The sequence below is a fragment of the Pseudolabrys sp. FHR47 genome (assembly GCF_005153485.1).
In the GTDB taxonomy this organism is placed as follows: domain Bacteria; phylum Pseudomonadota; class Alphaproteobacteria; order Rhizobiales; family Xanthobacteraceae; genus Pseudolabrys.
In genome coordinates this window covers 3,614,981-3,639,879 of the sequence record NZ_CP039740.1, presented here as the reverse complement: position 1 = coordinate 3,639,879, position 24,899 = coordinate 3,614,981, and the positions used below count along the sequence as shown (strand labels likewise).

28 protein-coding genes are annotated in these 24,899 nt (G+C 64.4%); 6 read left to right on the top strand and 22 right to left on the bottom strand.

What is annotated here, in order from left to right; genetic code table 11:
- Positions 1 to 2: 2 nt before the first annotated feature.
- Together E8Q40_RS17795 and E8Q40_RS17790 are read right to left on the bottom strand one after the other, a co-directional pair.
- Positions 3 to 806: an NAD-dependent epimerase/dehydratase family protein gene (locus E8Q40_RS17795; protein ID WP_370455202.1), complete on the bottom strand. Its 804-nt coding sequence runs from the start codon at positions 804 to 806 to the stop codon at positions 3 to 5.
- 2 nt (positions 807 to 808) lie between these two features.
- Complete coding sequence (locus E8Q40_RS17790; RefSeq protein ID WP_246662899.1) at positions 809 to 1,546, bottom strand: FadR/GntR family transcriptional regulator; 738 nt, start codon at positions 1,544 to 1,546, stop codon at positions 809 to 811.
- A 146-nt stretch (positions 1,547 to 1,692) separates the two neighbouring features.
- Here E8Q40_RS17790 and E8Q40_RS17785 point away from each other — a divergent pair, with 146 nt between their 5' ends.
- The 3 genes from E8Q40_RS17785 to E8Q40_RS17775 all read left to right on the top strand — a co-directional run bounded on the left by E8Q40_RS17785 (position 1,693) and on the right by E8Q40_RS17775 (position 4,580).
- Positions 1,693 to 2,682, top strand: a complete 990-nt coding sequence (locus E8Q40_RS17785; protein ID WP_137045811.1) for a TRAP transporter substrate-binding protein — start codon at positions 1,693 to 1,695, stop codon at positions 2,680 to 2,682.
- 82 nt (positions 2,683 to 2,764) lie between these two features.
- The gene (locus E8Q40_RS17780; protein ID WP_137045810.1) at positions 2,765 to 3,280 is read left to right on the top strand and encodes a TRAP transporter small permease; all 516 of its coding nucleotides are present in this window, start codon (positions 2,765 to 2,767) and stop codon (positions 3,278 to 3,280) included.
- 16 nt (positions 3,281 to 3,296) lie between these two features.
- Complete coding sequence (locus tag E8Q40_RS17775; protein WP_137045809.1) at positions 3,297 to 4,580, top strand: TRAP transporter large permease; 1,284 nt, start codon at positions 3,297 to 3,299, stop codon at positions 4,578 to 4,580.
- A 15-nt stretch (positions 4,581 to 4,595) separates the two neighbouring features.
- On the opposite strand, the gene E8Q40_RS17770 is transcribed toward E8Q40_RS17775, so the two are convergent.
- Both E8Q40_RS17770 and E8Q40_RS17765 read right to left on the bottom strand, forming a co-directional pair.
- On the bottom strand, positions 4,596 to 5,750 hold the full coding sequence (locus E8Q40_RS17770; RefSeq protein ID WP_137045808.1) for a hypothetical protein: 1,155 nt from the start codon (positions 5,748 to 5,750) through the stop codon (positions 4,596 to 4,598).
- Positions 5,751 to 5,980: 230 nt separating this feature from the next.
- Positions 5,981 to 6,190: a hypothetical protein gene (locus E8Q40_RS17765; protein WP_137045807.1), complete on the bottom strand. Its 210-nt coding sequence runs from the start codon at positions 6,188 to 6,190 to the stop codon at positions 5,981 to 5,983.
- Positions 6,191 to 6,330: 140 nt separating this feature from the next.
- On the opposite strand from E8Q40_RS17765, the gene E8Q40_RS17760 reads away from it, so the two are divergent.
- Positions 6,331 to 6,567: a hypothetical protein gene (locus E8Q40_RS17760; protein WP_137045806.1), complete on the top strand. Its 237-nt coding sequence runs from the start codon at positions 6,331 to 6,333 to the stop codon at positions 6,565 to 6,567.
- On the opposite strand, the gene E8Q40_RS17755 is transcribed toward E8Q40_RS17760, so the two are convergent.
- Complete coding sequence (locus tag E8Q40_RS17755) at positions 6,545 to 6,793, bottom strand: hypothetical protein (RefSeq protein WP_137045805.1); 249 nt, start codon at positions 6,791 to 6,793, stop codon at positions 6,545 to 6,547. The two genes, E8Q40_RS17760 and E8Q40_RS17755, sit on opposite strands and share 23 nt — an antisense overlap.
- Before the next feature lie 198 nt (positions 6,794 to 6,991).
- Between E8Q40_RS17755 and E8Q40_RS17750 the strand changes: the two genes are divergently transcribed.
- Entirely contained in the window at positions 6,992 to 7,225 is a 234-nt protein-coding gene (locus E8Q40_RS17750) for a tautomerase family protein (protein WP_137045804.1), read from the top strand.
- A gap of 241 nt (positions 7,226 to 7,466) precedes the next feature.
- Here E8Q40_RS17750 and E8Q40_RS17745 read toward each other — a convergent pair whose 3' ends face one another.
- The 7 genes from E8Q40_RS17745 to E8Q40_RS17715 all read right to left on the bottom strand — a co-directional run bounded on the left by E8Q40_RS17745 (position 7,467) and on the right by E8Q40_RS17715 (position 13,879).
- Positions 7,467 to 8,672, bottom strand: coding sequence for an arabinose transporter (locus tag E8Q40_RS17745; RefSeq protein ID WP_137045803.1), 1,206 nt, complete (start codon positions 8,670 to 8,672; stop codon positions 7,467 to 7,469).
- 204 nt (positions 8,673 to 8,876) lie between these two features.
- Complete coding sequence (gene flhA, locus E8Q40_RS17740; RefSeq protein ID WP_137045802.1) at positions 8,877 to 11,000, bottom strand: flagellar biosynthesis protein FlhA; 2,124 nt, start codon at positions 10,998 to 11,000, stop codon at positions 8,877 to 8,879.
- A 182-nt stretch (positions 11,001 to 11,182) separates the two neighbouring features.
- Positions 11,183 to 11,752, bottom strand: a complete 570-nt coding sequence (locus tag E8Q40_RS17735) for a fasciclin domain-containing protein (protein ID WP_137045801.1) — start codon at positions 11,750 to 11,752, stop codon at positions 11,183 to 11,185.
- Positions 11,753 to 11,845: 93 nt separating this feature from the next.
- Positions 11,846 to 12,562 (bottom strand): anti-sigma factor domain-containing protein, encoded by a 717-nt coding sequence (locus E8Q40_RS17730; RefSeq protein ID WP_137045800.1) that lies wholly within the window; start codon positions 12,560 to 12,562, stop codon positions 11,846 to 11,848.
- Positions 12,559 to 13,128, bottom strand: coding sequence for a sigma-70 family RNA polymerase sigma factor (locus E8Q40_RS17725; protein ID WP_137045799.1), 570 nt, complete (start codon positions 13,126 to 13,128; stop codon positions 12,559 to 12,561). Before E8Q40_RS17725 ends, E8Q40_RS17730 begins: the two co-directional genes overlap by 4 nt.
- Positions 13,129 to 13,198: 70 nt before the next feature.
- Positions 13,199 to 13,450 (bottom strand): hypothetical protein, encoded by a 252-nt coding sequence (locus E8Q40_RS17720; protein ID WP_137045798.1) that lies wholly within the window; start codon positions 13,448 to 13,450, stop codon positions 13,199 to 13,201.
- Between the two features lie 87 nt (positions 13,451 to 13,537).
- Positions 13,538 to 13,879, bottom strand: coding sequence for a DUF952 domain-containing protein (locus E8Q40_RS17715; RefSeq protein WP_137045797.1), 342 nt, complete (start codon positions 13,877 to 13,879; stop codon positions 13,538 to 13,540).
- Positions 13,880 to 14,014: 135 nt separating this feature from the next.
- Here E8Q40_RS17715 and E8Q40_RS17710 point away from each other — a divergent pair, with 135 nt between their 5' ends.
- Positions 14,015 to 14,203 (top strand): hypothetical protein, encoded by a 189-nt coding sequence (locus E8Q40_RS17710; RefSeq protein ID WP_137045796.1) that lies wholly within the window; start codon positions 14,015 to 14,017, stop codon positions 14,201 to 14,203.
- A 102-nt stretch (positions 14,204 to 14,305) separates the two neighbouring features.
- Here E8Q40_RS17710 and E8Q40_RS17705 read toward each other — a convergent pair whose 3' ends face one another.
- The 10 genes from E8Q40_RS17705 to E8Q40_RS17660 form a co-directional block, all read right to left on the bottom strand.
- Positions 14,306 to 15,196, bottom strand: a complete 891-nt coding sequence (locus E8Q40_RS17705; RefSeq protein ID WP_137045795.1) for an inositol monophosphatase — start codon at positions 15,194 to 15,196, stop codon at positions 14,306 to 14,308.
- Positions 15,193 to 16,110 (bottom strand): diacylglycerol kinase family protein, encoded by a 918-nt coding sequence (locus E8Q40_RS17700; protein ID WP_137045794.1) that lies wholly within the window; start codon positions 16,108 to 16,110, stop codon positions 15,193 to 15,195. The genes E8Q40_RS17705 and E8Q40_RS17700 overlap by 4 nt, the downstream gene beginning before the upstream one ends.
- A gap of 103 nt (positions 16,111 to 16,213) precedes the next feature.
- On the bottom strand, positions 16,214 to 17,584 hold the full coding sequence (locus tag E8Q40_RS17695; protein ID WP_137045793.1) for a sigma-54 dependent transcriptional regulator: 1,371 nt from the start codon (positions 17,582 to 17,584) through the stop codon (positions 16,214 to 16,216).
- Positions 17,585 to 17,637: 53 nt separating this feature from the next.
- The gene (fliN, locus tag E8Q40_RS17690) at positions 17,638 to 17,994 is read right to left on the bottom strand and encodes a flagellar motor switch protein FliN (protein WP_137045792.1); all 357 of its coding nucleotides are present in this window, start codon (positions 17,992 to 17,994) and stop codon (positions 17,638 to 17,640) included.
- A gap of 24 nt (positions 17,995 to 18,018) precedes the next feature.
- Positions 18,019 to 18,633 carry a FliH/SctL family protein gene (locus E8Q40_RS17685; RefSeq protein WP_168197885.1) on the bottom strand — a complete coding sequence of 205 codons (615 nt, stop codon included), beginning with the start codon at positions 18,631 to 18,633 and terminating at the stop codon, positions 18,019 to 18,021.
- Positions 18,634 to 18,702: 69 nt separating this feature from the next.
- Positions 18,703 to 19,800, bottom strand: coding sequence for a flagellar motor switch protein FliG (fliG, locus tag E8Q40_RS17680; RefSeq protein WP_137045790.1), 1,098 nt, complete (start codon positions 19,798 to 19,800; stop codon positions 18,703 to 18,705).
- Entirely contained in the window at positions 19,800 to 21,521 is a 1,722-nt protein-coding gene (fliF, locus tag E8Q40_RS17675; RefSeq protein ID WP_137045789.1) for a flagellar basal-body MS-ring/collar protein FliF, read from the bottom strand. Before fliF ends, fliG begins: the two co-directional genes overlap by 1 nt.
- 216 nt (positions 21,522 to 21,737) lie before the next feature.
- Positions 21,738 to 22,013, bottom strand: coding sequence for a DUF1153 domain-containing protein (locus tag E8Q40_RS17670; RefSeq protein WP_056912129.1), 276 nt, complete (start codon positions 22,011 to 22,013; stop codon positions 21,738 to 21,740).
- A 358-nt stretch (positions 22,014 to 22,371) separates the two neighbouring features.
- Positions 22,372 to 23,079 carry a flagellar hook assembly protein FlgD gene (locus tag E8Q40_RS17665; protein ID WP_137045788.1) on the bottom strand — a complete coding sequence of 236 codons (708 nt, stop codon included), beginning with the start codon at positions 23,077 to 23,079 and terminating at the stop codon, positions 22,372 to 22,374.
- Positions 23,080 to 23,095: 16 nt separating this feature from the next.
- Entirely contained in the window at positions 23,096 to 24,631 is a 1,536-nt protein-coding gene (locus E8Q40_RS17660) for a flagellar hook-length control protein FliK (protein ID WP_137045787.1), read from the bottom strand.
- Positions 24,632 to 24,899: the final 268 nt, after the last annotated feature.

The following is a 24,899-nucleotide window of genomic DNA, read 5'->3' as shown; positions in this document are numbered from 1 at the left end:
GGTCAGGACTGCCGCTTGTCGGCGTCGTATTCGGCGCTGGAGAAGGCGCCGCCCTGGAAAGTGTCGCCCACCGGATCGGGCGGCAGTTTGGCCTGCGCCGCCATCGCCTCGGCGCGGAAGTCCTCGGCCTTGTGCTTCGGCCGGTAGCCGAACCTGTGGGCGTTGGAATTGTCCCACCACGCGGCGGCGTTGTCGGAGGCGCCGTAGAATATCTCGTATTTGATTTCTGGATGCTCGAGCCCGATGCGCAGGAGCTGCACCAGGTCCTCCGGGTGCAGAAAGATCGACAGCCGGCGCTGGTCGATCGGCTTGTCGCCGAAATTGCCGATTCTGATGCAAGTGACGCGCAGGCCGTGCTTGTCGGCATACATCGCGCCGAGCGCCTCGCCGAAGCACTTGGAAACGCCGTAGCGCGAGTCCGGCCGCACGGTGACATTGACGCCGATCTTCTGCGCGCGCGGATACATGCCGACCGCGTGGTTCGAGGTGGCGAAGATCACGCGCTTGACGCCGGCGCGATACGCCGCCTCGAACAGATTATAAGTACCGATGATGTTGGCCTGCAGGATCGTCTCCCAAGGACCTTCGACCGAGAAGCCGCCGAGATGGACGATGCCGTCGATGCCGTCGACGATCTTCTCGACCTGCGTCATGTCGGCAAGATCGGCGGCGACGAATTTGGCGCCGGCGGCGAGGTCGTCGGGCTTCCTGATGTCGCTCCAGCGGATGTCCTTGTAGATCGCCGGCAGCATCTGCCGCAGCCGCGTGCCTATACCGCCGGCGGCGCCGGTAACGAGTAGTTTCATAATTATTTGATCCCCAACTCCGCCGCCAGTTTCTGGTGCCGATCGCGGCTGGCGCCGAGATGCGCATGCATGGCGGTGCGCGCTTTGGCGACATCGTGGGTGCGGATCGCGGACAAGATCTTGGCGTGCTCGCGCTGGAATAAAGTGAGATTGTTGCGGCGAAGCAGCGGCGCGCTGCGGCCCCATACGGTCTGGCGCGGAATGACGACGCTGCCGAGATATTCGAGAAAAACCTTGAACTGCGGATTGTTGGTGGCCTCGGCGATCTCGCAGTGAAAGGTGAAGTCCTGATCGACGGCGTTTTCGCCGGCGTCGATCGCGGTCTGGATAGCCTCGAAGCGCTCGGTGATCTTCCTGATCTGGGCCGGCGTGGCGCGTTCGGCCGCGAGCCCGGCGGCCTCGACCTCGATGCCGGTGCGCAGCTCCATGACGTTGAGCACGTCGCGGAGCGATGAGTGCTCGTCGAATTCCACACGGAACGGCCGGCGGACCTTCTCGGCGACAAAGGTGCCAATGCCCTGGCGGCTGACCACCAGCTTGTCGGCGCGCAAGGCGGCAACCGCCTCGCGGATCACCGTGCGCGAAACGCCTGTGGCGGCAATCATTTCCTGTTCGGTCGGCAGGCGCGAACCGGGCAGCAGCTTGCCGCTGATGATGTCGGCGGTGAGCCGCGCCACGATCTCCGCGGTGAGGCCGCGCGGCGCCTCGATCGGTTTGAGGAGGGAAAGATTTTTATTCAATCGGACAGTCCACCACCTTGACCGGCGCCGGCCGCTCCGGTCATCATATGACCTGATGAGTAGCACGAGGCCCCCCGCCGATCAATCGGCGCGTCTTCGGAAACGCTAGCTCGCACGAAAAGAAATACAAGGGAGGAAGACACATCATGCAAACACGCAGAACGATTCTGACCGCGGGCCTTGTCGCCGCCGCGGTAACGCTTGCTGGTCCAGCGCTCGCCCAGAAGACCGTGCTGAAAGCCGCCGACGTCCATCCGCTCGGCTATCCGACCGTCGAAGCAGTCGTGCAGATGGGCAAGAAGCTTGAGCAGGCGACCAACGGCCGCCTGTCGATCCAGATGTATCCGTCGATGCAGCTCGGCGGCGAAAAGGAAATGATCGAACAGGCCCAGATCGGCGCGCTGCAGATCGCCCGCGTCAGCGTCGGCCCGGTCGGTTCGGTGGTCGACGATCTCAACGTCTTCAACATGCCGTTCGTGTTCCGCGACGTGAAGCATATGCGCGCGGTGATCGACGGCCCGATCGGCGACGAACTCTTGAAGAAGATCACCGACAACCCGAAGACCGGCCTGATCGGCCTAGCCTGGATGGATGCCGGTGCCCGCAGCTTCTACAACAAGGTGCGCGACATCAAGTCGGTTGAGGACCTCAAGGGCCTCAAGTTCCGCATGATGGGCAACCCGATCTTCGTCGACACTGCCAATGCGCTCGGCGGCAACGGCGTCGCTATGGGCATGGACCAGGTGATGAACGCGCTGCAGACCGGCGTCGTTGACGGCGCGGAGAACAACCCGCCGAGCTACGATTCGTTCGGCCACTTCCCGATCGCCAAGCACTACACCCTCACCGAACATCTGATCATTCCGGAAATCCTGGTGTTCTCGCGCAAGGCCTTCGATGCGATGTCGAAGGAGGATCAGGCCCTGATCCTGAAGTTTGGCAAGGAAACCCAGCTCGAACAGCGCAAGCTGTGGGACGCCCGCGTCAAGGTCTCGATGGACAAGATCAAGGCCGCCGGCGTGAACGTTATCACCATCGCCGACAAGAAGCCCTTCCAGGACGCGGTGAAGCCGGTCTGGGACAAGTACGGCGCCAAGTATGCTGACCTGGTCAAGCGCATTCAGGACGTGAAGTAACCTGACGCACCTGCGGGCCGGCGCCGGCTTTCCACCGGCGCCGGTCTTGCATCATCACTGTGGAAATATTCGGGGCGGGGCCATGAAGGCTGCTTATGCCAGGGCGATGGAAGCCCTGTATTTCATCTGTGCGATGGTCGCGGGGCTGTGCCTTGTCATCGTGACGCTGATCATCCCTTACGGCGTGTTCACCCGCTACGTCCTCAACAGCGCCTCGTCCTGGCCAGAGCCACTGGCGGTTCTTCTCATCATCCTGTTCACGTTTATCGCCGGCGCCGCCTGCTACCGCGCCAGCGTCCATATCGCGGTGACGATGGTGGTTGACGCGCTGCCGCCCGCCGGCGGCCGTGCCGCGCGCTACGCCCGTGACGGCGTCATGGCGGCGATCAGCCTGTTCGCCGTCATCTGGGGCATCAAGCTCGTCGATGTGACCTGGAGCAATACCATCGCGGAGTTTCCGTTTCTCTCGGTCGGCGTGACCTATCTGCCGATTCCCGTCGGCGGCTTCATCACGCTGCTTTTCATTATCGAACAGGTCTGGATCGGTCCGCCGGACGAGAACTCGCTCGTCCATCGCGAACCGGTCAGCGCCGACTGAAAGCCGGGAGAGAAACGTGGAAGCCCTTATTCTGCTTGGCAGCCTGTTCGTACTGATCGCCATAGGCGTGCCTGTCGCCTATGCGCTCGGCGCCGCGGCGCTGGTGGGCGCTTTCTGGATCGACATTCCGCTCGAAGCGGTGATGCTGAAAATCTCGGACGGCATCAGCAAGTTTTCGCTGCTCGCTATTCCCTTCTTCGTGCTGGCCGGCGCCATCATGGCCGAAGGCGGCATGGCGCGGCGTCTGATCGCTTTCGCCAGCATATTTGTCGGTTTCATCCGCGGTGGTCTGGCGCTGGTCAATATCTGCGCCTCGAGCCTGTTTGGCTGCATCTCCGGTTCGTCCGTCGCCGATACCTCGTCGATCGGCTCGGTGATGATCCCGCAGATGGAGAAGGCCGGCTATTCGCGCGTCTTCGCCACCAATGTAACGATCTGCGGCTCGGTTCAGGCCATCCTCATTCCGCCGAGCCACAACGCAGTGATCTATTCGCTGGCAGTCGGCGGTTCTGTTTCGATCGGCCATCTGCTGGTTGCCGGCTTCTTCCCGGGCCTGCTGCTCGGTCTGTCGCTCGCCATTCTCGTGCTGATCATTGCCTACAAGGAGAACTATCCGAAGGGCGAAGTGGTGCCCTTCAGGCAGGCGATAACGGCGGCGGTCGAGGCCATGTGGGGCCTCGTCACCATGATCATCATTACCGGCGGCATTCTCGGCGGCGTCTTCACCGCTACCGAGGCCGCGGCGGTGGCCTGTGTCTGGGCCTTCTTCGTCACGATGTTCATCTACCGCGACTATCGCTGGCGCGACCTGCATCTGCTCGTGCACCGCACGATGAAGACGGTCGGCCTCGTCATGATGCTGATCGCCTTTGCGTCGAGCTTTGGCTACATCATGGCGCTGGCACAGTTGCCGGCGAAGGTGACGGCGTTCTTCCTTACCATCTCCGACAACAAATACGTCATCCTGTTCCTGATCAACATCCTCCTGTTGTGTCTCGGCACGCTGATGGATATGGCGCCGCTGATCCTGATCTGCACGCCGATTCTGTTGCCGGTGGTCACGAGTTTCGGTGTCGATCCGGTGCACTTCGGCATCATCATGCTCGTCAATCTCGGCATCGGTCTGGTGACGCCGCCGGTGGGGTCGGTTCTATTCGTCGGCTGCGCGGTGGCGAAACTGTCGATAGAGCAGGTGACCCGCAAGATCTGGCCGTTCTACATCGCAATGTTCATCGCGCTGATGCTGGTGACCTACATCCCGGCGATCTCGACCTGGCTGCCGCGCGCGCTGCTGGATTGAGGACGGCGCAACGCCTCAATTCGCCGCCGCCGCCAATTCCTTCGAGCCGGCGGCCTGCGCGCCGCGTTGCATCTTGCCGTCGATGTCGGCGATGAGATTGCCGACCACGCCGGTGCGCCGCGCTACCGGATTGCGCTCGTAGCCGTTGCGCTGGAAGAAGTTCGAGGTCGGCACCTTGCTGCGGAATTCCGCCGGCATGGTCACCATGTCGAGCCCGGTGGAATCGCCGGTCAGGTTCATCAGTTCGAGCTCGGGCGCGGTGAGCGGCGTGCGATAGCCTTTCATGCGCGCGAATAGCACGGAGTTCAAAAGCTTCTGCGTTTGCACCACAGGGCCGATGTCGATGTCGAGCACGATCGCGTGGATGCCCATGCCGCCCGGCGTTTGCTTGGCGAGCTTGTCGTATTCGCTCCACTTGCCCGGTACCGACTTGGCATAGGCGATCATGCGTTTGACCGCCTCGATCTTGCGGACCATGGCGCGCTTTGCCTCGCCCTGCAGCGTTCTTTCCTTGCGGCGCATCGCGGCAAGCACGATGTCGGCATGCTCGGCCAGCATCGATACCGAATTGGTCGACAGCATCTGGTTGTAACCGACCGCCGGCGAGATCGCGGTGGCGCGCTTGGGCGTCACGCCGGCCTGCGTGTCGTAGGTGCCGTTGCCGCCGGTCTCGAAGGCATAGACGCCGACGATCTGCTCGCGCGTCAGGCCCGCGGCGAGCGCGTAGCGCGCATAAGCGCGCTTGAAGTCGAGCTCGCTCGCCGGCTGGTCGGGCACGAAGCCGAACTGCGTCCTGGCGTGCCGCAGGAAGTCGGCGATGACGGGGATCGGCGGCGGCTCGCCGGGTTTGGGTCCCGGCGGCGCGTTCGGGTCGATCGGGCGTGGCGGGCCGGAATAGATCGGCGGCTGCTCCAGCACATAGTCGTCGAGCAGGATCGGTTCGTTGGTTCGGCGCTTGGCATTGCGGATACGGCGCTTGTCGCTCACTGCGTCCCAATAGGCTTCCGCCGCCGCTTCATAGGGCCGGCGCGCCGCTTCCCAGGCCGCGCGCTTGGCCTCGTAGTCGCTGGCGATGGCGACGCTGGAGCCGGTCGGCAATCCGCCGGCGCAGGCCGGCAGCATCACGGCGAGTGGCGAGAGCAGGGCGGCGGTAACGAGGCGGCGCAGCATGAACGGTCCCGGGCTGATTCGGTCTTCTCACCACCCTGCGGCTTTTGCCCGGCGATTCAAGGCCGGTTGCCGCGCCCTGGCGCGATCATTCGCCGCGTCGGAACCTGCGCTCGTGCACGCGAAAAAAAACGCGCCGGCAAAGCGGCGCGTCCAGTCTTGGGGAGGTTCAGTCAGTCGTCTCAGTCGTCATACGTCAGCAGTCGTCGTCCAGTCAGAAAGTCGGCGGACGGTCACCGGATCGTCGTGCCCTCGCGCACGGTCAGCACCACCGGCTGGCCGGCTTTGTAAATCTGCGGCCCCTTCGCGGTCATAACGTCGGTGCCGAGATTAAGTTGCGTCGCCGCGATGCCAATGACGGCGATCAGCAGCGCGGCGAAAAGGCCGACCACCACGATCTTGAGGTGGGTGGTGCGATCGGCCGTGTACATCGACCAGTTCATCTCATCGTCCTCCAGGTGCTCCGCCTATGAGTGGCGGGGCCCGGCGAAAAGGTTCAAATTCCGTGTTCCATTAACGTAAGGATTGCCGGGCGGTTCCGCGCCCTCTTTCACGGAACGGTGAAAGCGCGTGATCGCGGACGTTGCGGCAGCGCGGCATTCCGCATCGCGGCAGTTCCTGCGTTCATCAGTTAAACGCCGCGCCGGCGCTCATCCTGCGCCGCGGTTCAGATGAATTGTTTTTAATTATTTTGGAGGCAGTCCCGGCGCCCGGCGGCGCATCGAGTGCTGGAAAAGAAAACGCCCGGCGCGATGGCCGGGCGATTTTTTGTATTGTTTATATTAGCGAGATGGGCGTCAGGCGTTCGCCGCGCGCTTGAGCGGATAGGATTCGCTCTCATAGAGCGCCTTGATGTCCTGGTGGCTCAGGCGAGCCTCGTTGATTTCGATATAGGCGCCGAGCAGCTGGGCTTCCGGCAATTCCTCGACCGCGAAGCGGATGGCTTCCGACGCCTTGTCGAAGCGACGGTAGCGAACCTTGCTCGCGACCTTGCGGTTACGCGACGGAAACAACTCCGCCGGCGCGGAAAAATCGATGGTCTTCATGATGTCTCCAGAGCAGCCGGGCCAAGCGGGCAAACCGGCACAGATTTGAACGCTCTATATAGTCATAAAACTGCGGCAATCCAGTGGCCTGCGCGACATATCGGAAACCCGGCGGCTACCGCTGGTGGCGTAGTTAATGCCTTGCGACTAAAGGGATTATTCCGGATATAGTCAGCGCCGGCAACGAGGACAAAAATCATGCCCCATATCGTGGTGAAAATGTACGCCGGGCGCTCCGATGCCGACAAGGTGCGGCTTGCCGAGGCCCTGACCAAGGCCATGATCGAGACCCTGGGATCGAGCGAGAAGTCGATCTCGGTGGGCATCGAGGACGTCAAGCCGGAGGACTGGCGCGCGCAGGTCTATCGGCCCGAAATCGCGGGCAAACTGGACACCATCTTCAAGGCGCCGGGCTACGACCCGCCGGTGTGAGGCGGGCGGGGTCGTATCACTGCGATACAGCCGGCCCGGTTTCGATCGTTCTGACATCCCTGCAATTGTCGCAGCGGAAGGTGCGCAACTCCGGAAAGCTGCTCACCTTTGGATCGATCCGGACCAGAGTCATCGGCGCCCCGCAGCAGCTCTGCGCGGGCGCGTGGGAGGTGTTGTGCTCAGGGAGGCTCATACCGCGAATATGGCAAGGCCCTGCGGATTGCCTACTCGGTGAAAGTACCTAGTTGGGGCCAGGCCCGCCGCCTGCGTTTGCCTTGCCAGCCCGGTGCAAAGAGACGGCCATCAGGAAGCCGAGCACGGCCCCGACCGCGCCTATCAAGTACACGCTGCCATAACCGGCCCGGTCGGCGACGAGACCGGCAATGGGGCCGGTGAGGCCATAGGCGATATCCTGAAACGCGGCGAAGCCGCCGAGCGCCGTGCTGCGTAGATGCGGATCGACGAGGCGGATGACCTCGCGGCCCATCGCCGGAAACACCATCGAACAGCCGAGCCCGGTCAGGAAAGCGCCGGCCAGCGCAAAGCCCGGATGTGGCGCGGTCCAGATCAGGATCTGGCCGACGGTCTCGACGCCGAGCGATACGATGGCCACCGGCACGCCGCCGAAACGATCGGGCATGTGTCCGAAGAGGATACGCACCAGCACGAAGCCGCCGCCGAAAGCGGTGAGGCCGAGCCCGGCATAGGCCCAGTGCTGGTCGCGGAAATAGAGCACGAAGAAGGCGCCGATCGCGGCAAAGCCGATGCCCTGCAGGCCGACGATCGAGCCATGCCACCAGATGCGACCGATGACGCTGAGGAAGGACGGCCGCTCGGCATCCGGATGCGCCGGTACGCCGGGCATGCGCCAGGTCACCAGCAGGCCGAGAGCAGGCAGCACGGCGCTGATCGCCATGGCCGCGGCGAAGCCGAGCGTGTCGAGCAGGATGACGCCGATCGGCCCGCCGACGGCGAGCGCGCCATACATGGCTGCGCCCATCAGCGCCAGCACGCGCGATGAGCGCGCCGGGCCGACCATGCCGACGCCCCAGGACACGACGCTGACCGTGACGAGGCTTTCACCGAGGCCGATGAGCAGGCGGCCCGCGAGCAGCAGGCCATAGGCGGCGAGCGGCGTTGCCGCGATCAGGCCGGCGATGAGCGCGACCAGCGCGCCGGCGATGTAAAACATCAGGCCGCGCCGCAGCGCCAGCCTGGCGCCGCGCCGATCGGCAAAGCTGCCGGTGATGCCGCGCGAGGAAATGGTGGCAACGAAGGCGATGCCGACGCCAAGGCCAGCCCAGACATTGTCGTAGCCCAGTTGCGCGGTCACGAAGACCGGCACGATGGGCAGCGGCATGGCGATGCAGAGATAGGAAAGGAAGAGTACGGCGGTGAGCAGGATCAGGCGGCGATCGGCCGGATCGCGTGTCGATGAGGAAGTCATGGCAGTCCTTTTAAGGTGCTTGTCGTCAGATGGACTGCGCCGCGAACAATAAAAAACGCAATCCAACCGGCGTCGGTCGTTACGACCGAAAGCGGTTGATTGCGTTGGTTCACGTTGAACGCTTACGGCCGGTTGGGACCGGCGGCACCGGGCGCGAAGAAAGCGCCCGAGGAGGTATTAGACGAGGGCGCACCGGCTCGCAAGCTAGATGCTGCCCACCGTCTTCAACCTTGCCCGCGGGTGGATTTCCGATTGCGAGATCACGGGCGTCTGGGCGCGGAAGCGCTCGACGATGCCGCGCACGAAGGGCCGGATGCTGGCGGAGGTGACGAGCACCGGGGCTTCGCCTTCGCGCGCCGCGGCTTCGTAGGCCTGGCGCACCAAGGTGATGAACTCGGTCAGCTTCGAGGGCTGCATGGCGAGCTGGCGGTCGTCGCCTTGGCCGACCAGCGATTCCGCGAAAGCCTGTTCCCACTTCGCCGACAGCGCGATCAGCGGCAGGTAACCGGACGGGTTGGCGTATTGCGCGCAGATCTGGCGCGACAGGCGCATGCGCACATGCTCGGTGAGCATCGTCGGGTTGCGCGTCGAGGCAAGACCTTCGGCGATGCCTTCGAGGATGGTCGACAGGTCTCGGATCGATACGCGCTCGGCGAGCAACATCTGCAGCACGCGCTGGATGCCCGATGTATTGATGAGCGACGGCGTGATGTCTTTGAGCAGTTCGCCTTGTTCCTTGGGCAGTTCCTTGAGCAGTTTCTGCACTTCGCCGTAGGACAACAATTCCGCCATGTTGCCCTTGAGCAGTTCGGTGAGATGCGTCGACAGCACGGTGGCGGCATCGACCACGGTGTAGCCCTGCATCGCCGCTTCGTCCTTGATGGCGGCGTCGACCCAGGTCGCGGGCAGACCGAATGTCGGCTCGGTGGTGTGATTGCCTGGCAGCCGCACCTGGCCGCCCGCCGGATCCATGACCATGTACTGGCCGGCCCAGACGCGGCCGGTGCCGGCGTCCACTTCCTTGATCTTGATGACGTAGCTGTTGGCGTCGAGATGCACGTTGTCGAGGATACGCACCGCCGGCATTACGAACCCCATGTCGCTGGCGAGCGAGCGACGCAGCGCCTTGATCTGCTCGGTCAGGCGGTCGGTGCCGTCGGGCGCATTGACCAGCGGTAGGAGCGCGTAACCCAGTTCGACCTTGAGGTCGTCGATCTTGAGCGCGGTTGAGATCGGCTCTTCCGCCACCTGGGCCGCCGCCTGCGCCTCGGTCTGCTTCTTGCCGGCTTCGCGCGCCGCGACTTCCTTGGTGCGGCGGGCGGTGAGCGTGGCAAGGCCGATGGCACCGCCGCCAAGCATGACGAAAGGCAGGAACGGAATGCCCGGCAGCAAGGCCATGCACACCATCACCGCACCCGACATGCCGAGCGCCTTCGGATAGCCGGAGAGCTGCTTCATCAGCGCCTTGTCGGCGGCACCGGTGACGCCGGCCTTCGACACCAAGAGGCCCGCCGCGGTCGAGACGACCAGTGCCGGGATCTGGCTGACGAGGCCATCGCCGACGGTGAGCAGCGTATAGGTATGCGCGGCTTCGGCGAAAGGCATGCCCTGCTGCGCGATGCCGATGATCATGCCGCCAATGACGTTGATGAAGACGATGAGCAGGCCGGCGATGGCGTCGCCCCGCACGAATTTCGAGGCACCGTCCATGGCGCCGAAGAAGCCGCCTTCGTCCTCGAGGTCCTTGCGGCGGCGGCGCGCCTCGGTCTCGTCGATCAGGCCGGCGGAGAGGTCGGCGTCGATCGCCATCTGCTTGCCGGGCATGGCGTCGAGGTGGAAGCGCGCGGCGACTTCGGCGATGCGGCCCGAACCCTTGGTGATGACGACGAAGTTCACGATCACCAGGATGGCGAAGACGATGATGCCGATGACGAAATTGCCGCCCATCACGAAGTTGCCGAACGCCTGGATGACGTGGCCGGCGGCGTCGGTGCCTTCATGACCGTGGGACAGGATGAGGCGCGTCGAGGCGAGGTTGAGCGACAGCCGCAACATCGTCGTCACGAGCAGCACCGTCGGGAAGGCGGAGAATTCCAGCGGCACGTGAATGAACAGCGCCGTCATCAGGATCAGCACCGACAGGATGATCGAGATGGCGAGGAAGCCGTCGAGCATGACCGCCGGCAGCGGCAGGATCAGCACGACCAGGATGACGAGGACGCCGATCGCGAGGCCAAGGTCGCTGCGCCGGATGCTGTTGCCGATGTCGCCGAGGCTGGGAAACCGCGAGGCGCTCGGGGCAGGGGACGCGGCGGTGGTGTCGGTCATGCGGGGGCGGTGCTCGGGTGGCCGGACGGCGAAAAAGCGGCCGCCGGCGAACATGCGCCGGCAACCCGGCAAAGTTTGCCCAGTTTATGGTTAGCGAGTGGTTAACGGCGGGGACCGTCCCCCTCCCGCGGGGAATCGGGAGGGGGCGGCGTTCGGTCAGGCGGGCCTACCGCCTGCCGGGATCAGCCCGCCGGCAGCACGACGGTGTCGATGACGTGGATGACGCCGTTCGACTGCTTCACGTCGGCGATCGTGACGGTGGCGGTCTGGCCCTTTTCGTCGACGAGCTGAAGCTTGTCGCCGGACATCTTGGCCGTCAGCATGCAGCCGCCGACGGTCTTGACCTTGTGCATGCCGCCTTCGTCCTTGATCATCTTGCCGATGACGGCCGCCATGGCGTCGGCCGCGACGACGTGGCAGGTCAGCACCTTGGTGAGCTGCGCCTTGTTTTCGGGCTTGAGCAGCGTGTCGACGGTGCCGGCCGGCAGCTTGGCGAAGGCCGCGTTGGTCGGCGCGAAGACCGTGAACGGTCCCTTGCCCGAGAGCGTGTCGACCAGGCCCGCCGCCTTCACGGCGGCGACCAACGTCGTGTGATCCTTCGAGTTCACAGCGTTCTCGACAATGTTCTTCGAGGGAAGCATGGCGGCACCGCCGACCATCTTCTCCTGGGCGATGCCGGCCGCCGGGACGGCGACGGCAAGGGCGGCGGCCAGCGCCAGCGCGGCACCGGCAGGCTTGAAAGCGAGATTCATTGAGTTACTCCCGTTTCTCTGTTGCGGTCTCCTTTCATGGCGGAGACGCAAGCAGCTACGGGTGCGCGTGGCGCGCGGATGCTTCGGCTTCGTTCACAGACGCGTGAGCTTGCCGCTGGCGACGACCGGCCCGGTCGGTTGACCCGTCGGCGAGCCTCCCCTCGGTTCCAGCGATACGGCGAGTACGGCGTCCGCCGTGGCATGGGGCACAAGGGCGGCCGGGATTGCGATTGTAACGGCCTGGGTCGCGCTCAGCAGGCCGAGCGGTCGCGGCCGGCCGTCGGCGGGAATGAGCCAAAGCTCCGGCACGCGGGTCGCATCGGCGGCAAATGCCGCCGGTACGACGGCGACGTTGCCATGCGATGGGTCGACCGTAGCGATGAAATGGCGATGGCCGCCGCCATCGATGGACGCGAGAAGCGGGGCGAGCGGCGGCGGCGCGCCCGAGAAGCCGCCAGCGTAAATGAAAAGCGCAAGGCAGGCGACGGCCAGCGCCGCGCTCGCCGCGGCGAGGCCGCGCCAGAACGCCAGGCTTTGCCACAGTCCAGGTTGCGCACGCAGGTCGGACGATGGGGGGAGCGCGTTGGCGATGCGGTCCCAGAGCGCCGCCGACGGCGCGACTTCATTCAATTCTCCCGCCAGTGGCGCTAGGCGCAACTGCCATTCCTCGACCAGGCTTACGAACGCCGTATCGCTAGCGAGGCGAGCCTCGACGCGCGCGCGTTCGTCGTGCTCGAGCACGCCGAGGGCGTATTCGGCGGCCAGCCACTGGTCGGGCGACAGCCCGTTATCGTCGCGCAGGTCGCTCATCGGATCGCGGCATTGTCCAGGCAGTTCTTCAGCTTCATCAGGGCTCGGCGAATTCGACTCTTCATCGTGCCCGCCGGTATCCCATCACGGCGGGCCAGCTCTTCATAGGTATGGGCTTCAAAGAATGCGTCGCGCAGCGAACGGCCTTCCTCGGCGGCAAGGGCGTCGAGGCAGGTCCTGAGCCGCATCTGCTCTTCGTTTTGCGCGAGCCGGTCTTCGGCGCCCGGTGCGGCATCAGCGACCGCGGCGGCGGTTTCGAGCGGACTGCGCACCGGTCCGCTGCGGTTCGCACGCAGGCGATCGATCGCACGGTTGCGGGCAATCGCGATCAGCCAGGTCATCGGGCTCGCCCGGCTTGCATCGAAATCGGCGGCTTTGCGCCACACGGTGAGGTAAACGTCCTGCAATACGTCCTCCGCATCTTCACGGCTGCCCAAGATACGGAGGCAGATCGCAAAAAGCTTCGCGGAGGTCAGCCGATAGACGGTTTGCAGGGCTGTCTTCTCGCCCCCGGCTATGCGGGTGAGGGCGGCGACGATCAGACTGCGGTTGGCGTCGAGGTCCATTTGTAACCTCGACCTTACACGCTCGGCCGATGCAAACGAAGGTAACGCGATGTCGCGTGCGACGGCAGGCTTAGCCGCCGGCGACACAGAGCAGATGCATCTCGCCGCAGGCCGGGCAACGCCGGCGCAGCGGCGGGCGAGCTTTCAGCGTAGCGAGGATCGGCTCTTCGGTCACGAGCACGAAGGAGGCGCTCACGGGGCAACGATAACGCATCGCCCCGGAGGCACGCTCCTCGGTCGCGGCCTCCCGCAGCGGGCCGGCGCTGGCATGAAAAACGGACGGGTGGAATTGGCCCGCCCGGCTGAAATCTTCCCATCGCATACGGCTGATCCTGTTATGCGGTGCAAACGCGCCAAGGCGCCGCAGCGTTCCACCCACCGCTGCCTCAATTCAGGTCATGCCCAAGATTCATGCAGGTAGCTGTGGCAGGGTGTGGCAGCCGTCGGTGCCGAGCGGCAACTCCATAACGCGGTTCACCGCAGTGAGGTCGAGCACGTCGTAAAGATGCGGGAACAGCGCGCCGCCGCGCGACGGCTCCCATTTGAGCGCATCGCCGAGGCGGGCGGTGTCGACTTCGACGAGCAGGAGATTGGACTGACCGGCGAAGTGCTTCGTCAGCGTCTCGGCGACCTGCGCGGCCGTGGAAAAGTGAATATAGCCATCGGCGAAATCGACCGGCGCGCCGCGGAACACGCGCTCACGCTCGGCTTCGGCCCAGAGCGCGGCAGTACATATTTTGTAGACGAACATTATAAACAACCTCGGATTACCGCCGCCGCGTCACAATATTGCACCCGCGCGCCCAATAACGATCTTCATTGCCCTTGCGCGTCCTTGAATCGGTCGTCTTTTGCTCTTACTTGCCCGCGAACGAAAGGGACGTGGATGCAAGATATCGAACAATACCTTATCGAGAAGGCCGATGAATGCGCCAGGCTGGCGCGCGCCGGCCGCGCAGTAGCCGACAGCCTCGACGCCATGGGTAACGATCTCATGGCCAAGGCCGTGGAGTTCAATTCGGCTCGCGACCGCCAAAACAAGGATGAAAGGGTTGCTCGGGCAGCCAAGCGTTAGCCTGAAGCAGATACCGGTCATCGGATGTGCAGAAAGCCCGGCCTTGTTGCCGGGCTTTCTGATTCTTGTCGGCGCCGGATACCGCCGCCTTGTTGACCTCGATCAAGCCGCCTTCTGCGCCTCGCACATGCGTTCGACCGCACTCGGCTCGCCCACGATGAGTTCACATTTCCAATAGCGTAGGTCCGGCGTCTCCTTGGTCGGCGCGAACTTTTCCATTGGCACCCAATCGTCGCCCTGGCGGCGGCGCGCGATACCGCCGCCGGCGAAGATCAGCGCGAGACCCCCGGCGACGTCCCAGATATTCGGCGCGGCAAAACGCGCGGCCTGCATCAGGCCGGCGGCGACCATGGCGCATTCGAGCGCCGCGGAGCCGGTCTTGCGCGTTTCCCAGAAGCCGTCGCTCACGGTGGCGACCGGCACGCCGACCAGGCGGCGACGCACCGCCGGATTGACCTTCGGCGTCACATCGGCGCCATCGAAGCGGACCTTGCCGCCGCGCGTGCAGTGATAGACTCCGGCGCGCAACGCGTGGCTGATCGGACACCACAGCGCGCCGACCACCGGCACGCCCTTGTGCAGCACGCCGATCGACGCCGAGAACAGCGGAAAGCCGTTGACGAAATTAGCGGTGCCGTCGATCGGATCGACCGACCAGATGAAATCGCTGTCGCGGCTCGGCCGTTCTTTCATTTCCTCGCCGATGATGTCGTGATCGGGGAAATGCTCGGCGAGGCGCTCGCGCATCAGGCGCTCAACTTTGTCATCGACCTCGGAGACCGGATCGCGCCATTCGTCTTCCTTGATGGCGGTCTTGTATTTGACCGCGAGCAGCCCGCCCATTGCCTTGGCGATCTCGGTACCGGCAATGCCAGCGAGTTCGATGGCGAGATGCTCGATGTCGCGCAGCAGATCGCGCGACACGCCGTCGATGAGCGGCGTGGGCGAAGCCGCGCGGGCGGACTTGGCTTTCGTCTTGCTCGCGGCAGTCATGACGCGGCTGCCTTTTTCTCCGGCGTCTTCTGCACCGGGTGCTTTATTGGAATGACGACGTTGAGCGGCGTCTCCTCGCAGACGATGTCGATGCTGTGCTTGCCGCCGGTCGCCTCGTAGGATTCATCGTCGAGCCGCGTCGGGGCATCACGGAATGTGATTTCGACCTCGGTGCCCTTGCGGAAAGTCGCCGGCGGCTCGTCGTCCTGCGGCGCCTCGAGCCATTTCATCAGTGCCTTGCGCTCATCGGCTTCGAACATGACGATGTCGAGCTTGTCGTCGCTGACGTCGGCTTTGGCCGCCAGCGGCAGGCCGGGGCCGGTGAAGGCGATGTTGCAGACCTCAATGCCGAGCAGTTCCAGCTCTTGCTTCTTGTCGCCGATCGTCAGGGAGACCTCGATCGGCTTGGCGCGCTTGAGCGCCTTCTGCAGCAATTCGCGGCCCTGCTGCAGATTGCGAGCGCCCTCCGGCTTCTTGCCCTTCTTGGCATCGAGCAGGAACTGCGGGAAGACGCCGACGCCGTAGGCCTCCAGAAACAGGCTGGTGCCCCAGTGGCCGGTGACGGAGCCGAGCGATACCGGGCAGGTATGCTCGGGATCCCACATCTCCACCAGTTCCTGCGGCGTTCCGGCGATGCCGAGCGAACGCGCGAAATTGTTGGCGGTGCCGAGCGGCAGAAGGGCGACCGGGACGCTCCGGTCGGGAATTTGCGTGAGCACCGACGCGATGGTGCCGTCGCCGCCGGCGGCGACGATGAGATCGACCGATTTGTCGAAGGCGGCGACGAATTTCTCGTCCTTCACCGACGCATAACGGACGTCATGGCCGGCTAGCTTGAGCGCGGCCTTGAGGCTGTCGCGATCGTGGCCTTTGTTGCCGGCATTGGGATTGTGGCAGAGCAGGACTTTCACCATCCCCGCTTAACCGCGCGAGGTGGCGGAGGGTTCCATGATGGCAACAATGCAAAACGGCCGGTGGGGTGAACACCGGCCGTTTCAATTTTTAACGATGTCGCGCTTACGCCGCGCCTTTCATCTCGCCGCCGTGCGGCGGCGGGATCGGTGCGCCGTCCGCCGAATATTCGTTGAGCTTGTTGCGCAAGGTGCGGATCGAGATGCCGAGGATATTGGCGGCATGGGTCCGGTTGCCGAGGCAGTGGCGCAAGGTCTCGAGGATGAGATCGCGCTCGACCTCGGCCACGGTGCGGCCGACCAGGTTGCGGGTGACCTGCTCGGCGGCCAGCGCCGCCTGTTCGGCAACGCCGGTGCCGCGCGAGGAGTCGAGCCGCGCGCCGTCGGGCGACAGGATGCCGTCGACGCCGATGTCCGCGCCCGTCGAGAGGATGACGGCACGATGCAGCGTGTTTTCCAGTTCGCGCACGTTGCCAGGCCAACGATTAACGCTGAGCGCGTGCCGCGCCTCCGACGACAGCGGCCGCACCGGCAGGCCGTTGGCCTCGGAGTATTTCTTGACGAAATAGGTGGCGAGTTCCGGGATGTCGGCCGGACGGTCGCGCAGCGCCGGGATCTTCAGGTTCACGACATTCAGGCGGAACATCAGATCTTCACGGAAAGTGCCGGCCCGCACAGCTTCCGACAGATTGCGGTTCGAGGTGGCGATGATGCGGATATCGACCGGCACGGGCTTGCCGCCGCCGACGCGGTCGATGACGCGTTCCTGGATAGCGCGCAACAGTTTGGCCTGCAGGCGCACGTCCATTTCGGAGATTTCGTCGAGCAGCAGCGTGCCGCCATTGGCCTCTTCGAACTTGCCGATGCGGCGGGCGAGTGCGCCGGTGAAGGCACCTTTCTCATGACCGAACAGTTCGGATTCGAGCAGGTTCTCCGGAATGGCGGCGCAGTTGACCGAGATGAATGGTTTCTTGGCGCGCTGCGAGCGCGAATGCACGAAGCGGGCGAGCACTTCCTTGCCGGTGCCACTTTCGCCGGTGATCAGCACCGAGGCTTCGGACACCGCGACCTGCTGCGCCAGCTTCACGACTGAGGCCATCGCCTCGTCGCGATAGATCATGTCGCGGTTGTCCTGCGTCACGGCGGCAAGGACGGCGGCGATCAGATCCGGATCGGGCGGCAGCGGGATGTATTCTTTGGCGCCGGCATGGATGGCACGCACGGCGGCGCGGGCATCGTTGGTGACGCCGCAGGCCACAATCGGCACGTGGATGCGCTCGGCTTCCAGCTTCTCCACCAGTTCGCGGATGTCGATCGCGACATCGACCATCAGAAGGTCGGCGCCGCGCCCGGAGCGCAGCACTGCGAGGCCCTGGTCGATGGAGTCGGCGTGGGTGACCGAAGCGCCCTTGTCCATCGCGATCTTGCTGGCGATGGTGAGCTGGCCGCCGAGGGTGCCGATGATGAGTAGCCGCATGGCATTCGTCCTTGATATGCGGGTTGCCGCGCCTTACGGCGCGCCGCGCCGCGTCAGTTCTTGTCCGCCTTGATGATTTCCGTCATGGTCACGCCGAGCTTTTCCTCGACCAGCACGACTTCGCCGCGCGCCACCAGGCGGTTGTTCACGTAGATATCGATGGCCTCGCCGACCTTGCGGTCGAGTTCGAGCACCGCGCCCGGCCCGAGCTTCAACAGATCGCCGACTTCCATGCGCGTGCGACCGAGCACGGCCGAGACCTGCACCGGAACGTCGAACACCGCTTCGAGATCGGCGGCACCGCGATGCACCGAGTCTTCGCCGGTCGGGGCCAGCGGGCCGGCTTCGACCACTTCGGGTGCGCCGCCTTCCAGGTCCGGGAGCGGTACTTTGCTGTCATTGTCACTCATGGCCTGTCTCCGAACCCTTCCTGTTTAGTTCTGCGCGATGCGCGCCGCGATGTAGCGCTGCACGGCTTCGTCGATAATTTTCATGGTCGCCTCGCGGTCGCGCACGACACCGCCTTCGGCCCACTCGATGCGGCAATCGCCGGCGCCCAAGGTCGCATCGGCCATCACGTCGATGCGGCCGTCGAAGCCGCGCGTGCGGGCAATCTCTTCGAGCTTGTGCTTGGCGATGTCGTAGATGTCCTGGCCGACATGGATCGAGATTTGCGGCGTGGCGATGAGCTGGCGGAAGCAGTCGGTGGCCAGCACCTCGATCTCGGCGAAAGGTTCGCGGGTGATCAGTTCGGGCACCAGCTTGCTTGCGACTGAGAAGGCGACCTGTACCGCCTCGCTTTCGAGGCGCGCCTCGATGTCCTTGAGTTGGGCATCGAGCCGCGCTGCCCGGTCGGCGAGCGAGGTGAGCGCCCTGGCGATACGCTCATTCTGTTCGGCGCGCGCCTGATTCTGCCCCGCCTCGAAGCCCTGGCGATGCGCGACGGATTCCGCGTCGGCGCGGCGCCGCTCGGCCTCGACCAAGGTAATGGTCGGCTTCTCGCCGGTGGCGAAGTCCTCATCGAACAGGAATTTGGCGGCAGCAGCCATCTTGTTCATTCTCTTTCAGTTGCGCTTGATCTAGTCCGAAAACCGGTGACCACTTTTCGGGATCAAGCGCTAATACACCAGTTCGTCGTCGCCGCCGCGGCTCTTGGCGATCAGGATTTCTCCCTTGGCCGCGAGATCCTTGGCGATATTCACCAGCAAAGTCTGCGCCTCGTCGACGTCGCGGAGGCGCACCGCGCCCATCGCCTGCATGTCGTCGACCAGCATCTTGGCGGCGCGCGAGGACATGTTCTTGAAGAAGAATTCGCGCACGCCTTCGGAGGCGCCCTTGAGCGCGACGGCGAGCTTGTCCTTGTCGATCGAGCGCATCAGCGTCTGCGCCGAGCCGGAGTCGAGCTTGATCAGGTCGTCGAAGGTGAACATCAGCGCCTTGATGCGTTCGGCGGCGTCGCGGTTGTCATCTTCGAGCGCGGTCAGGAAGCGGGTTTCGGTCTGGCGGTCGAAATTGTTGAAGATTTCCGCCATCACCTCGTGCGCGTCGCGGCGGCGCGTCTGCGAGATGTTGGACATGAATTCGGTGCGCAGGGTCTGCTCGACGCGCTCGATGACTTCCTTCTGCACCGCTTCCATCTTGAGCATGCGGTTGACGCAGTCGAGCGCCATTTCTTCCGGCAGGATGCCGAGCACGCGCGCAGCATGTTCGGGACGCAGCTTCGACAGCACCACGGCGACGGTTTGCGGGTATTCGTTCTTGAGATAGTTCGCCAGCACCTCTTCCTGCACGTTGGCGAGCTTTTCCCACATGTTGCGGCCCGCGGGCCCGCGGATTTCGTCCATGATGCCGGCGATGCGATCCTTCGGCAGGAACTGCGCCAGCAGGCGCTCGGTGGCGTCATAGTTGCCGAGCAGCGCGCCGGAGGCCGACAGCCGTCCGACAAACTCGAGCATCAGCTGTTCGACCTGCTCGGCATCGACGGTGCCGAGCGACGACATGACGATGGAAATCTCGCGCAGTTCGTCGTCGTCCAGCAGCGAGAAGATCTTGCCGCCATACTGCTCGCCGAGCGCCAGCATCAGCACGGCGGCGCGCTCCGGGCCGGTCAGCTTGCGCATGGTCTTGTTCGAGGCGGGGCGGCTGGCGAGTTCGGCCATCAGGCCGCCGATGTCGTCGCGCATCGCGTCGGGGTCTTTGGGCTGCGTCTTGGCCATCAGGCGGCGTCCTCATGCAACCAGCTGCGAATGATCGACACCGCCTCATGAGGGTTTTTTTCGGCGAGCTCCCCCACCTTCTGCACCGACTGCGCGTGCACCTGGCCCTGCACCTTGGCGACGTCGATCATCGCCGAGGTGCGGTTGGAGATTGCGACCTGCTCCTCGGAGTTGACGATGGCGATGTTGGTGCCGCTCTTGTCGGTGATGGTGGAGATCGGATTGCCGTCCGGGCCGATCTCGATCGAACCCGGCACGAAGCCCGGGGCGCCGAGCGCGCCGGCGACGCCAGCCATGCCGGCCAGGCGCGCCTTTTCGGCGGCGTCGGGCGCGATGACCCGGCGCACCAGCGGTCGCACCACCATCAGGAGCACGATGAAGCCGAGCAGGGCCATCACGCCTTTCTCGGCCATGCCCATGATGTCGTCCTTGGAGAAAGCGAGATACTTCATCCAGCCGGCGTCTTCGCCGACCGGGACCTGCACCGAGTCGGCAAAGCGCAGGTTCACGACTTCGACCTGATCGCCTCGCTTGGCGTCGAAGCCGATCGCGGTACGCACCAGCGCCGCGATGCGGTCGATCTCTTCCTTCGGGCGCGCTTCGTAGATCATCTCGCCCTTGTCGTTCTTGGTGTAGCGGCCGTCGACCAGCACCGCCGCGGACAGGCGGTTGAGACGGCCGGCCTCGGTCACCTCGGTCTTGGTGATGCGCGAGATTTCGTAATTGACGATTTCCTCGGTCTTGCGGCTCTGGTCGCGCGAGGACGGGCTGTTGTTACTGCCGTCCTTGCTGGCGCCGGGCAATTCGTTGGAGGCGGAGACCTGACCGCCTTCTTTGCCCTCGCTGGAGTTGGACTGCTCTTCGCGGGTCTGGCTCGAGCGCAGCACGCGGCCGTCCGGATCGAACTTGTCCTGCGTCTCGGTGATGCGGTTCATGTCGAAGTCTGCGCTGACCTGCACCCGCGCCTTGCCGGGGCCGACCACCGAGGTAACGATGTCCTCGACCTGGTTGCGCAGCCGGCTCTCGAACGCCGTCTTGCGCTCGTCGGCCGTGACGCCGCCGACCAAGTTGTCCTGTCGCGCGCCGTCGGCAAGCAGGCGGCCGGCCTCGTCGATGACCGAGACGCGCTCCGGCTTCATGCCGTTGACCGCGCTCGCCACCAGATGGCGGATGGCGCGCACCTGCTGCGGCTCGAGCTGGCCGCGCACCTTGAGCACGATGGAGGCGGTGGCCTCGACCTTGTCGCGCGAGAACAGCGGACGTTCCGGCAGCACCAGGTGGACGCGGGCCGCCTGCACCCGGTCGATCGAGCGGATGGTGCGGGCGAGTTCGCCCTCCAGCGCGCGCAAGTGATTGATGTTCTGGATGAAAGAGGTGGCGCCCAGCGCGTCCGATTTGTCGAAGATTTCGTAGCCGACGCCGCCGCCCTTGGGCAGGCCGCCTTCGGCCAGCTTCATGCGCAGGCGGGTGACCTTGTCCTTCGGCACCATGATGATGGCGCCGTCGTTCTTGACCTGGAACGGGATGGCCTGCCGCTCGAGGTCCTTGATGATGGCGTTCGAGTCCTCGATCGTGAGGTCGGTGAACAGCGGCACCAGGACCGGGGCGGTCATCTGCATCATCAGGAAGGCGAAAAAGCCGATGAGCGCCATTGTCACGGCGCCCATCGCCGCCAGGCGCGCAGCGCCAAGAGACTTCAGAAAATCGAGCAAACCTTGCACGGGGCTATCCTGAACCGGGCGGCGCGGTGAGTTGCGCCCTTACCCGGCAAGTTTTGCCCAGTGGATGGTTACCACCCGGTTAACGAGTTCCCGCGCCACGCTTGTGGAATGCGGCTGCAACCGACAAAGGGCCGGTTGTCGCCGTGGTGGTGAACAAGAAAAGAAAACGCCAGCCGCAGGGGGCTGGCGTATTCAGGAAAACCGGATCGGGATCGCTTACTGGCGATACTGCTGGATGCGCGTGGTGCGCAGGCCCGCGAGACCGTGCTGGTCGATCGAATACTGCCAGGAGAGGAATTCCTCCACCGTCAGCGTGTAGCGGGCGCAGGCTTCTTCGAGAGACAACAAACCGCCACGGACCGCGGCGACCACTTCGGCCTTGCGGCGGATGACCCAGCGCTTCGTCGTCGGCGGCGGCAAGTCGGCGATCGTCAGCGGACTGCCATCGGGCCCGATGACGTATTTGACCCTCGGGCGGTGGGGTTCGGTCATTGGTTTACTCACAAAGACACAGGACTGACTAAGTACTCAACATCGCAAAAACTACACATGGCGGCTTAAAATTTGCCTAAGCGCATTGCGACGATGAGGAAATGTTTGCCTAATCGGCGCTAACCTTTTGGTTACGGTTGGCGCCGCACCGGACACTTGCCCGGGCCGCGCGGCGGCCGGCGCCGGCGGCAAACTCATCCATGAAAATAAGGCGTTTTCAGCGGTTTTAGAGAGCCGGCGAGCCGCCGGAGGTAATAAATGCGTCGCAGTTTAATATTTCGGGGTTATTTCGCATCAACAATACTAAGCGCAGGAACTCAGCAATTTTTGGCAGCCCGGCGCCGGCCGGCCATACGCGTCAGGAGCCAGTGCCGGACTGAGTCGTGGTGTTCGGGATCACGATGCGCTTGATCTTGTCGGCGGTGTAGTCCTTGCCGGCGATGGTCAGTGTCGGCGGGTCCTGCTGCAGGTTCGCCGCGGTGACGACGGCCTGGATCTCGGTCGAGACATTCACAGTCTGCTGGTTGGCGTCGACCGCGGTGATGGAGATCGTGTAATTGCCCGCCGGCCATTGCTTGCCATCGGCGCCTTTGCCGTCCCAGGTGAATTTCTGGTCCCCGGAGCTTACGCTGTAGGTGCCGGTATAGGCCGTCTGTCCAGTAGCATCGTCCTTGATGGTCACGGTCGCGGTCGCCGGCTTCGTCGAGTTGAAGCTCCAGGTCGCACCGCTCGAGGTCAGTTCCGTGGTGGCGCCATCGACGACAACCGTATGGCCGACATAGGCCAGCGCCGTGGTCTGCTGCGCGTTTTTCTCCAGCGCCAGGAGCGAGGCGAGCTGGTCGTTAGACTTCATCTGCTGCTCGACCTGCGCGAATTGCACCAGTTGCTGGGTGAACTGGTTGGTGTCGAGGGGATCGAGTGGGTTCTGGTTCTGCAACTGCGTCGTTAGAAGCTGCAGGAAGGTCGTGAAGTTGCTCGCGACCATCTGGTCGGACGACGTCGTGCTTGACGTCGTACTCGAGGTTCCGGTCGAGGTCGTCGCCGTTGCCGAATTGATCAAGCTCATCGCGCGATCCTCGCTCTCAAACCCGGATATCGACGCCGCTCGGCCGCGAGCTGTAGCGGCCATAGTCGCGGGCAATGACGGTGGTGGTCAGTGTCGTCGCCAGTTCATCCTCGGCGGCGGACTGGCGGGTCGCCTGTCCGTCCTGCTGATTTTGTTGCTGCTGTTGTGTCTGGTCGCGGAGCGAGAACTGCAGGCTGTTGTCGGACGTCTTCAAGCCGGCATCCTGCAGGGCGCGTTCCAGGCCCTGCGTGTCGCGGCGCAGAAGGTCGAGCGTTTCGGGACGGTCGGCGACCATATGCGTGGTGATGTTGCCGTCGCGGTCGACGTTGACCTTCACATGGATTTTGCCGAGTTCTTCCGGATCGAGCCGGATGTCGAACTGGTTCTTGCCGGATGTGATCTTCGCTGAAATCTCGACCGGAACGTTGGCGATTGAAACCGCCTTGTCGTCGCTGGAGATTGAAGCCGCGCCGCTGGCAGAGGCGGAGGCGCCGGTCGCATGAGTCTGGTGCAGTACCGCCGAGAAGTTCTGCAGTTGCATCCCGTCGGTCTTCGGGGCGACGCTGTTGACGGTGATGCCCTGCGCTGCGTGATCCGCCGGCTTGGCATCGTTGTCGCCCTGGCTGCGCTGATGCTCGACCCCGACCTTGGCGAGGTCGGACTGAACAGGCCTGGCTTCGGCGCTCTTAGGTTCGGTGCTCTTGGCTTCGGTGCCGTCGGCCTGCGCCATCTGGGCGGTCGCGGCATCGCCGCCGCCCTGCTTGGCGGTGTGCGCCGGCTTGTCGCTCGAAGCCTTCTTTTCGGCCTTGTCGCCCTCGGCGTTCTTCAGACCCTGCTGCGCCTTGGCCGCCAGTGCCGACAGCACTTCGGCATCGTCAGCGCTGAGGCCGGTCGACTGATCGGCAAGCATGGCGGCCTGCTGCTCGGCGGCTTTGTTCGACGGTTGCGTCGCGCCGGTCGCAGTCTCGACCTTGGTAGCAGTCTTGGCGGCGACTTCGCCGTCGAGTGCCGGTTCGCCAACGGGGGCGGCCGTCGGATCGATCACCACGGCCTGCGGAACCATCGCCTCAACGGCCGCCTGAGTCACAGCGGTCGTGTCGGTGTTCTCGCCGTCGGTAGCTTTGCTGTCGGTGTCGGAGGATTTCGTCTCGTCGGTCGCGGCGCCGTCGGCGGATTTCGTCTCGGTCGCGGCTGTGTCGGTCCCGGTTGTGCCGGCATCCTTCGTCGGCGCCGCATCGGCAGCCGGTGCCTTGCCGTCATCCGCCGCGGTGTCGGATTTGGCGGTGCGGTCGGCCTGCGCCGTGCGGTCGTCACGGCTGGTGCGATCAGCGCGCTCGTCGCGCTTGGGGCTGCGGGTCTCGGCGGGCTGTGGCCGTTCGGGCGCATCGGTCTTGGCGCGGGCCTGCGGTTCCTGCGGCGCGTCGGGAATGGCGCTCAGGAGGTCGTCGAACCGGCTCGACGACGCCTTTTGCGAGGCTGAGTTCTGCCGGCCTGCCTTGGCCAATATGGCGCTGGAAGTCTGGGTCTGAAAATCGACCGCAACCTGGGACAAGACGCACCTCCGCTGTTGACCCCCTTGCTTTTGCAATCGTCAGGCCAGCCGCGGACACGGAAAAATAATAAATGTTACAGTGGCTTACGCCGGCGTCGGGCCGCCGGCCGGGTTCGGGCGGTCGGCTAAACCCGCCGCAGGCGGCAGGTTTTGCCGGGTCGGGCCACTGCGGGAGTTAGCGGCGTGTTCAATTGAACTGCCGGGCGGCTGACGGCCGGTCTGAGGCCCGATCACGGTCCGCACCGCGCATTGTGCCGGTAAGGCGCCG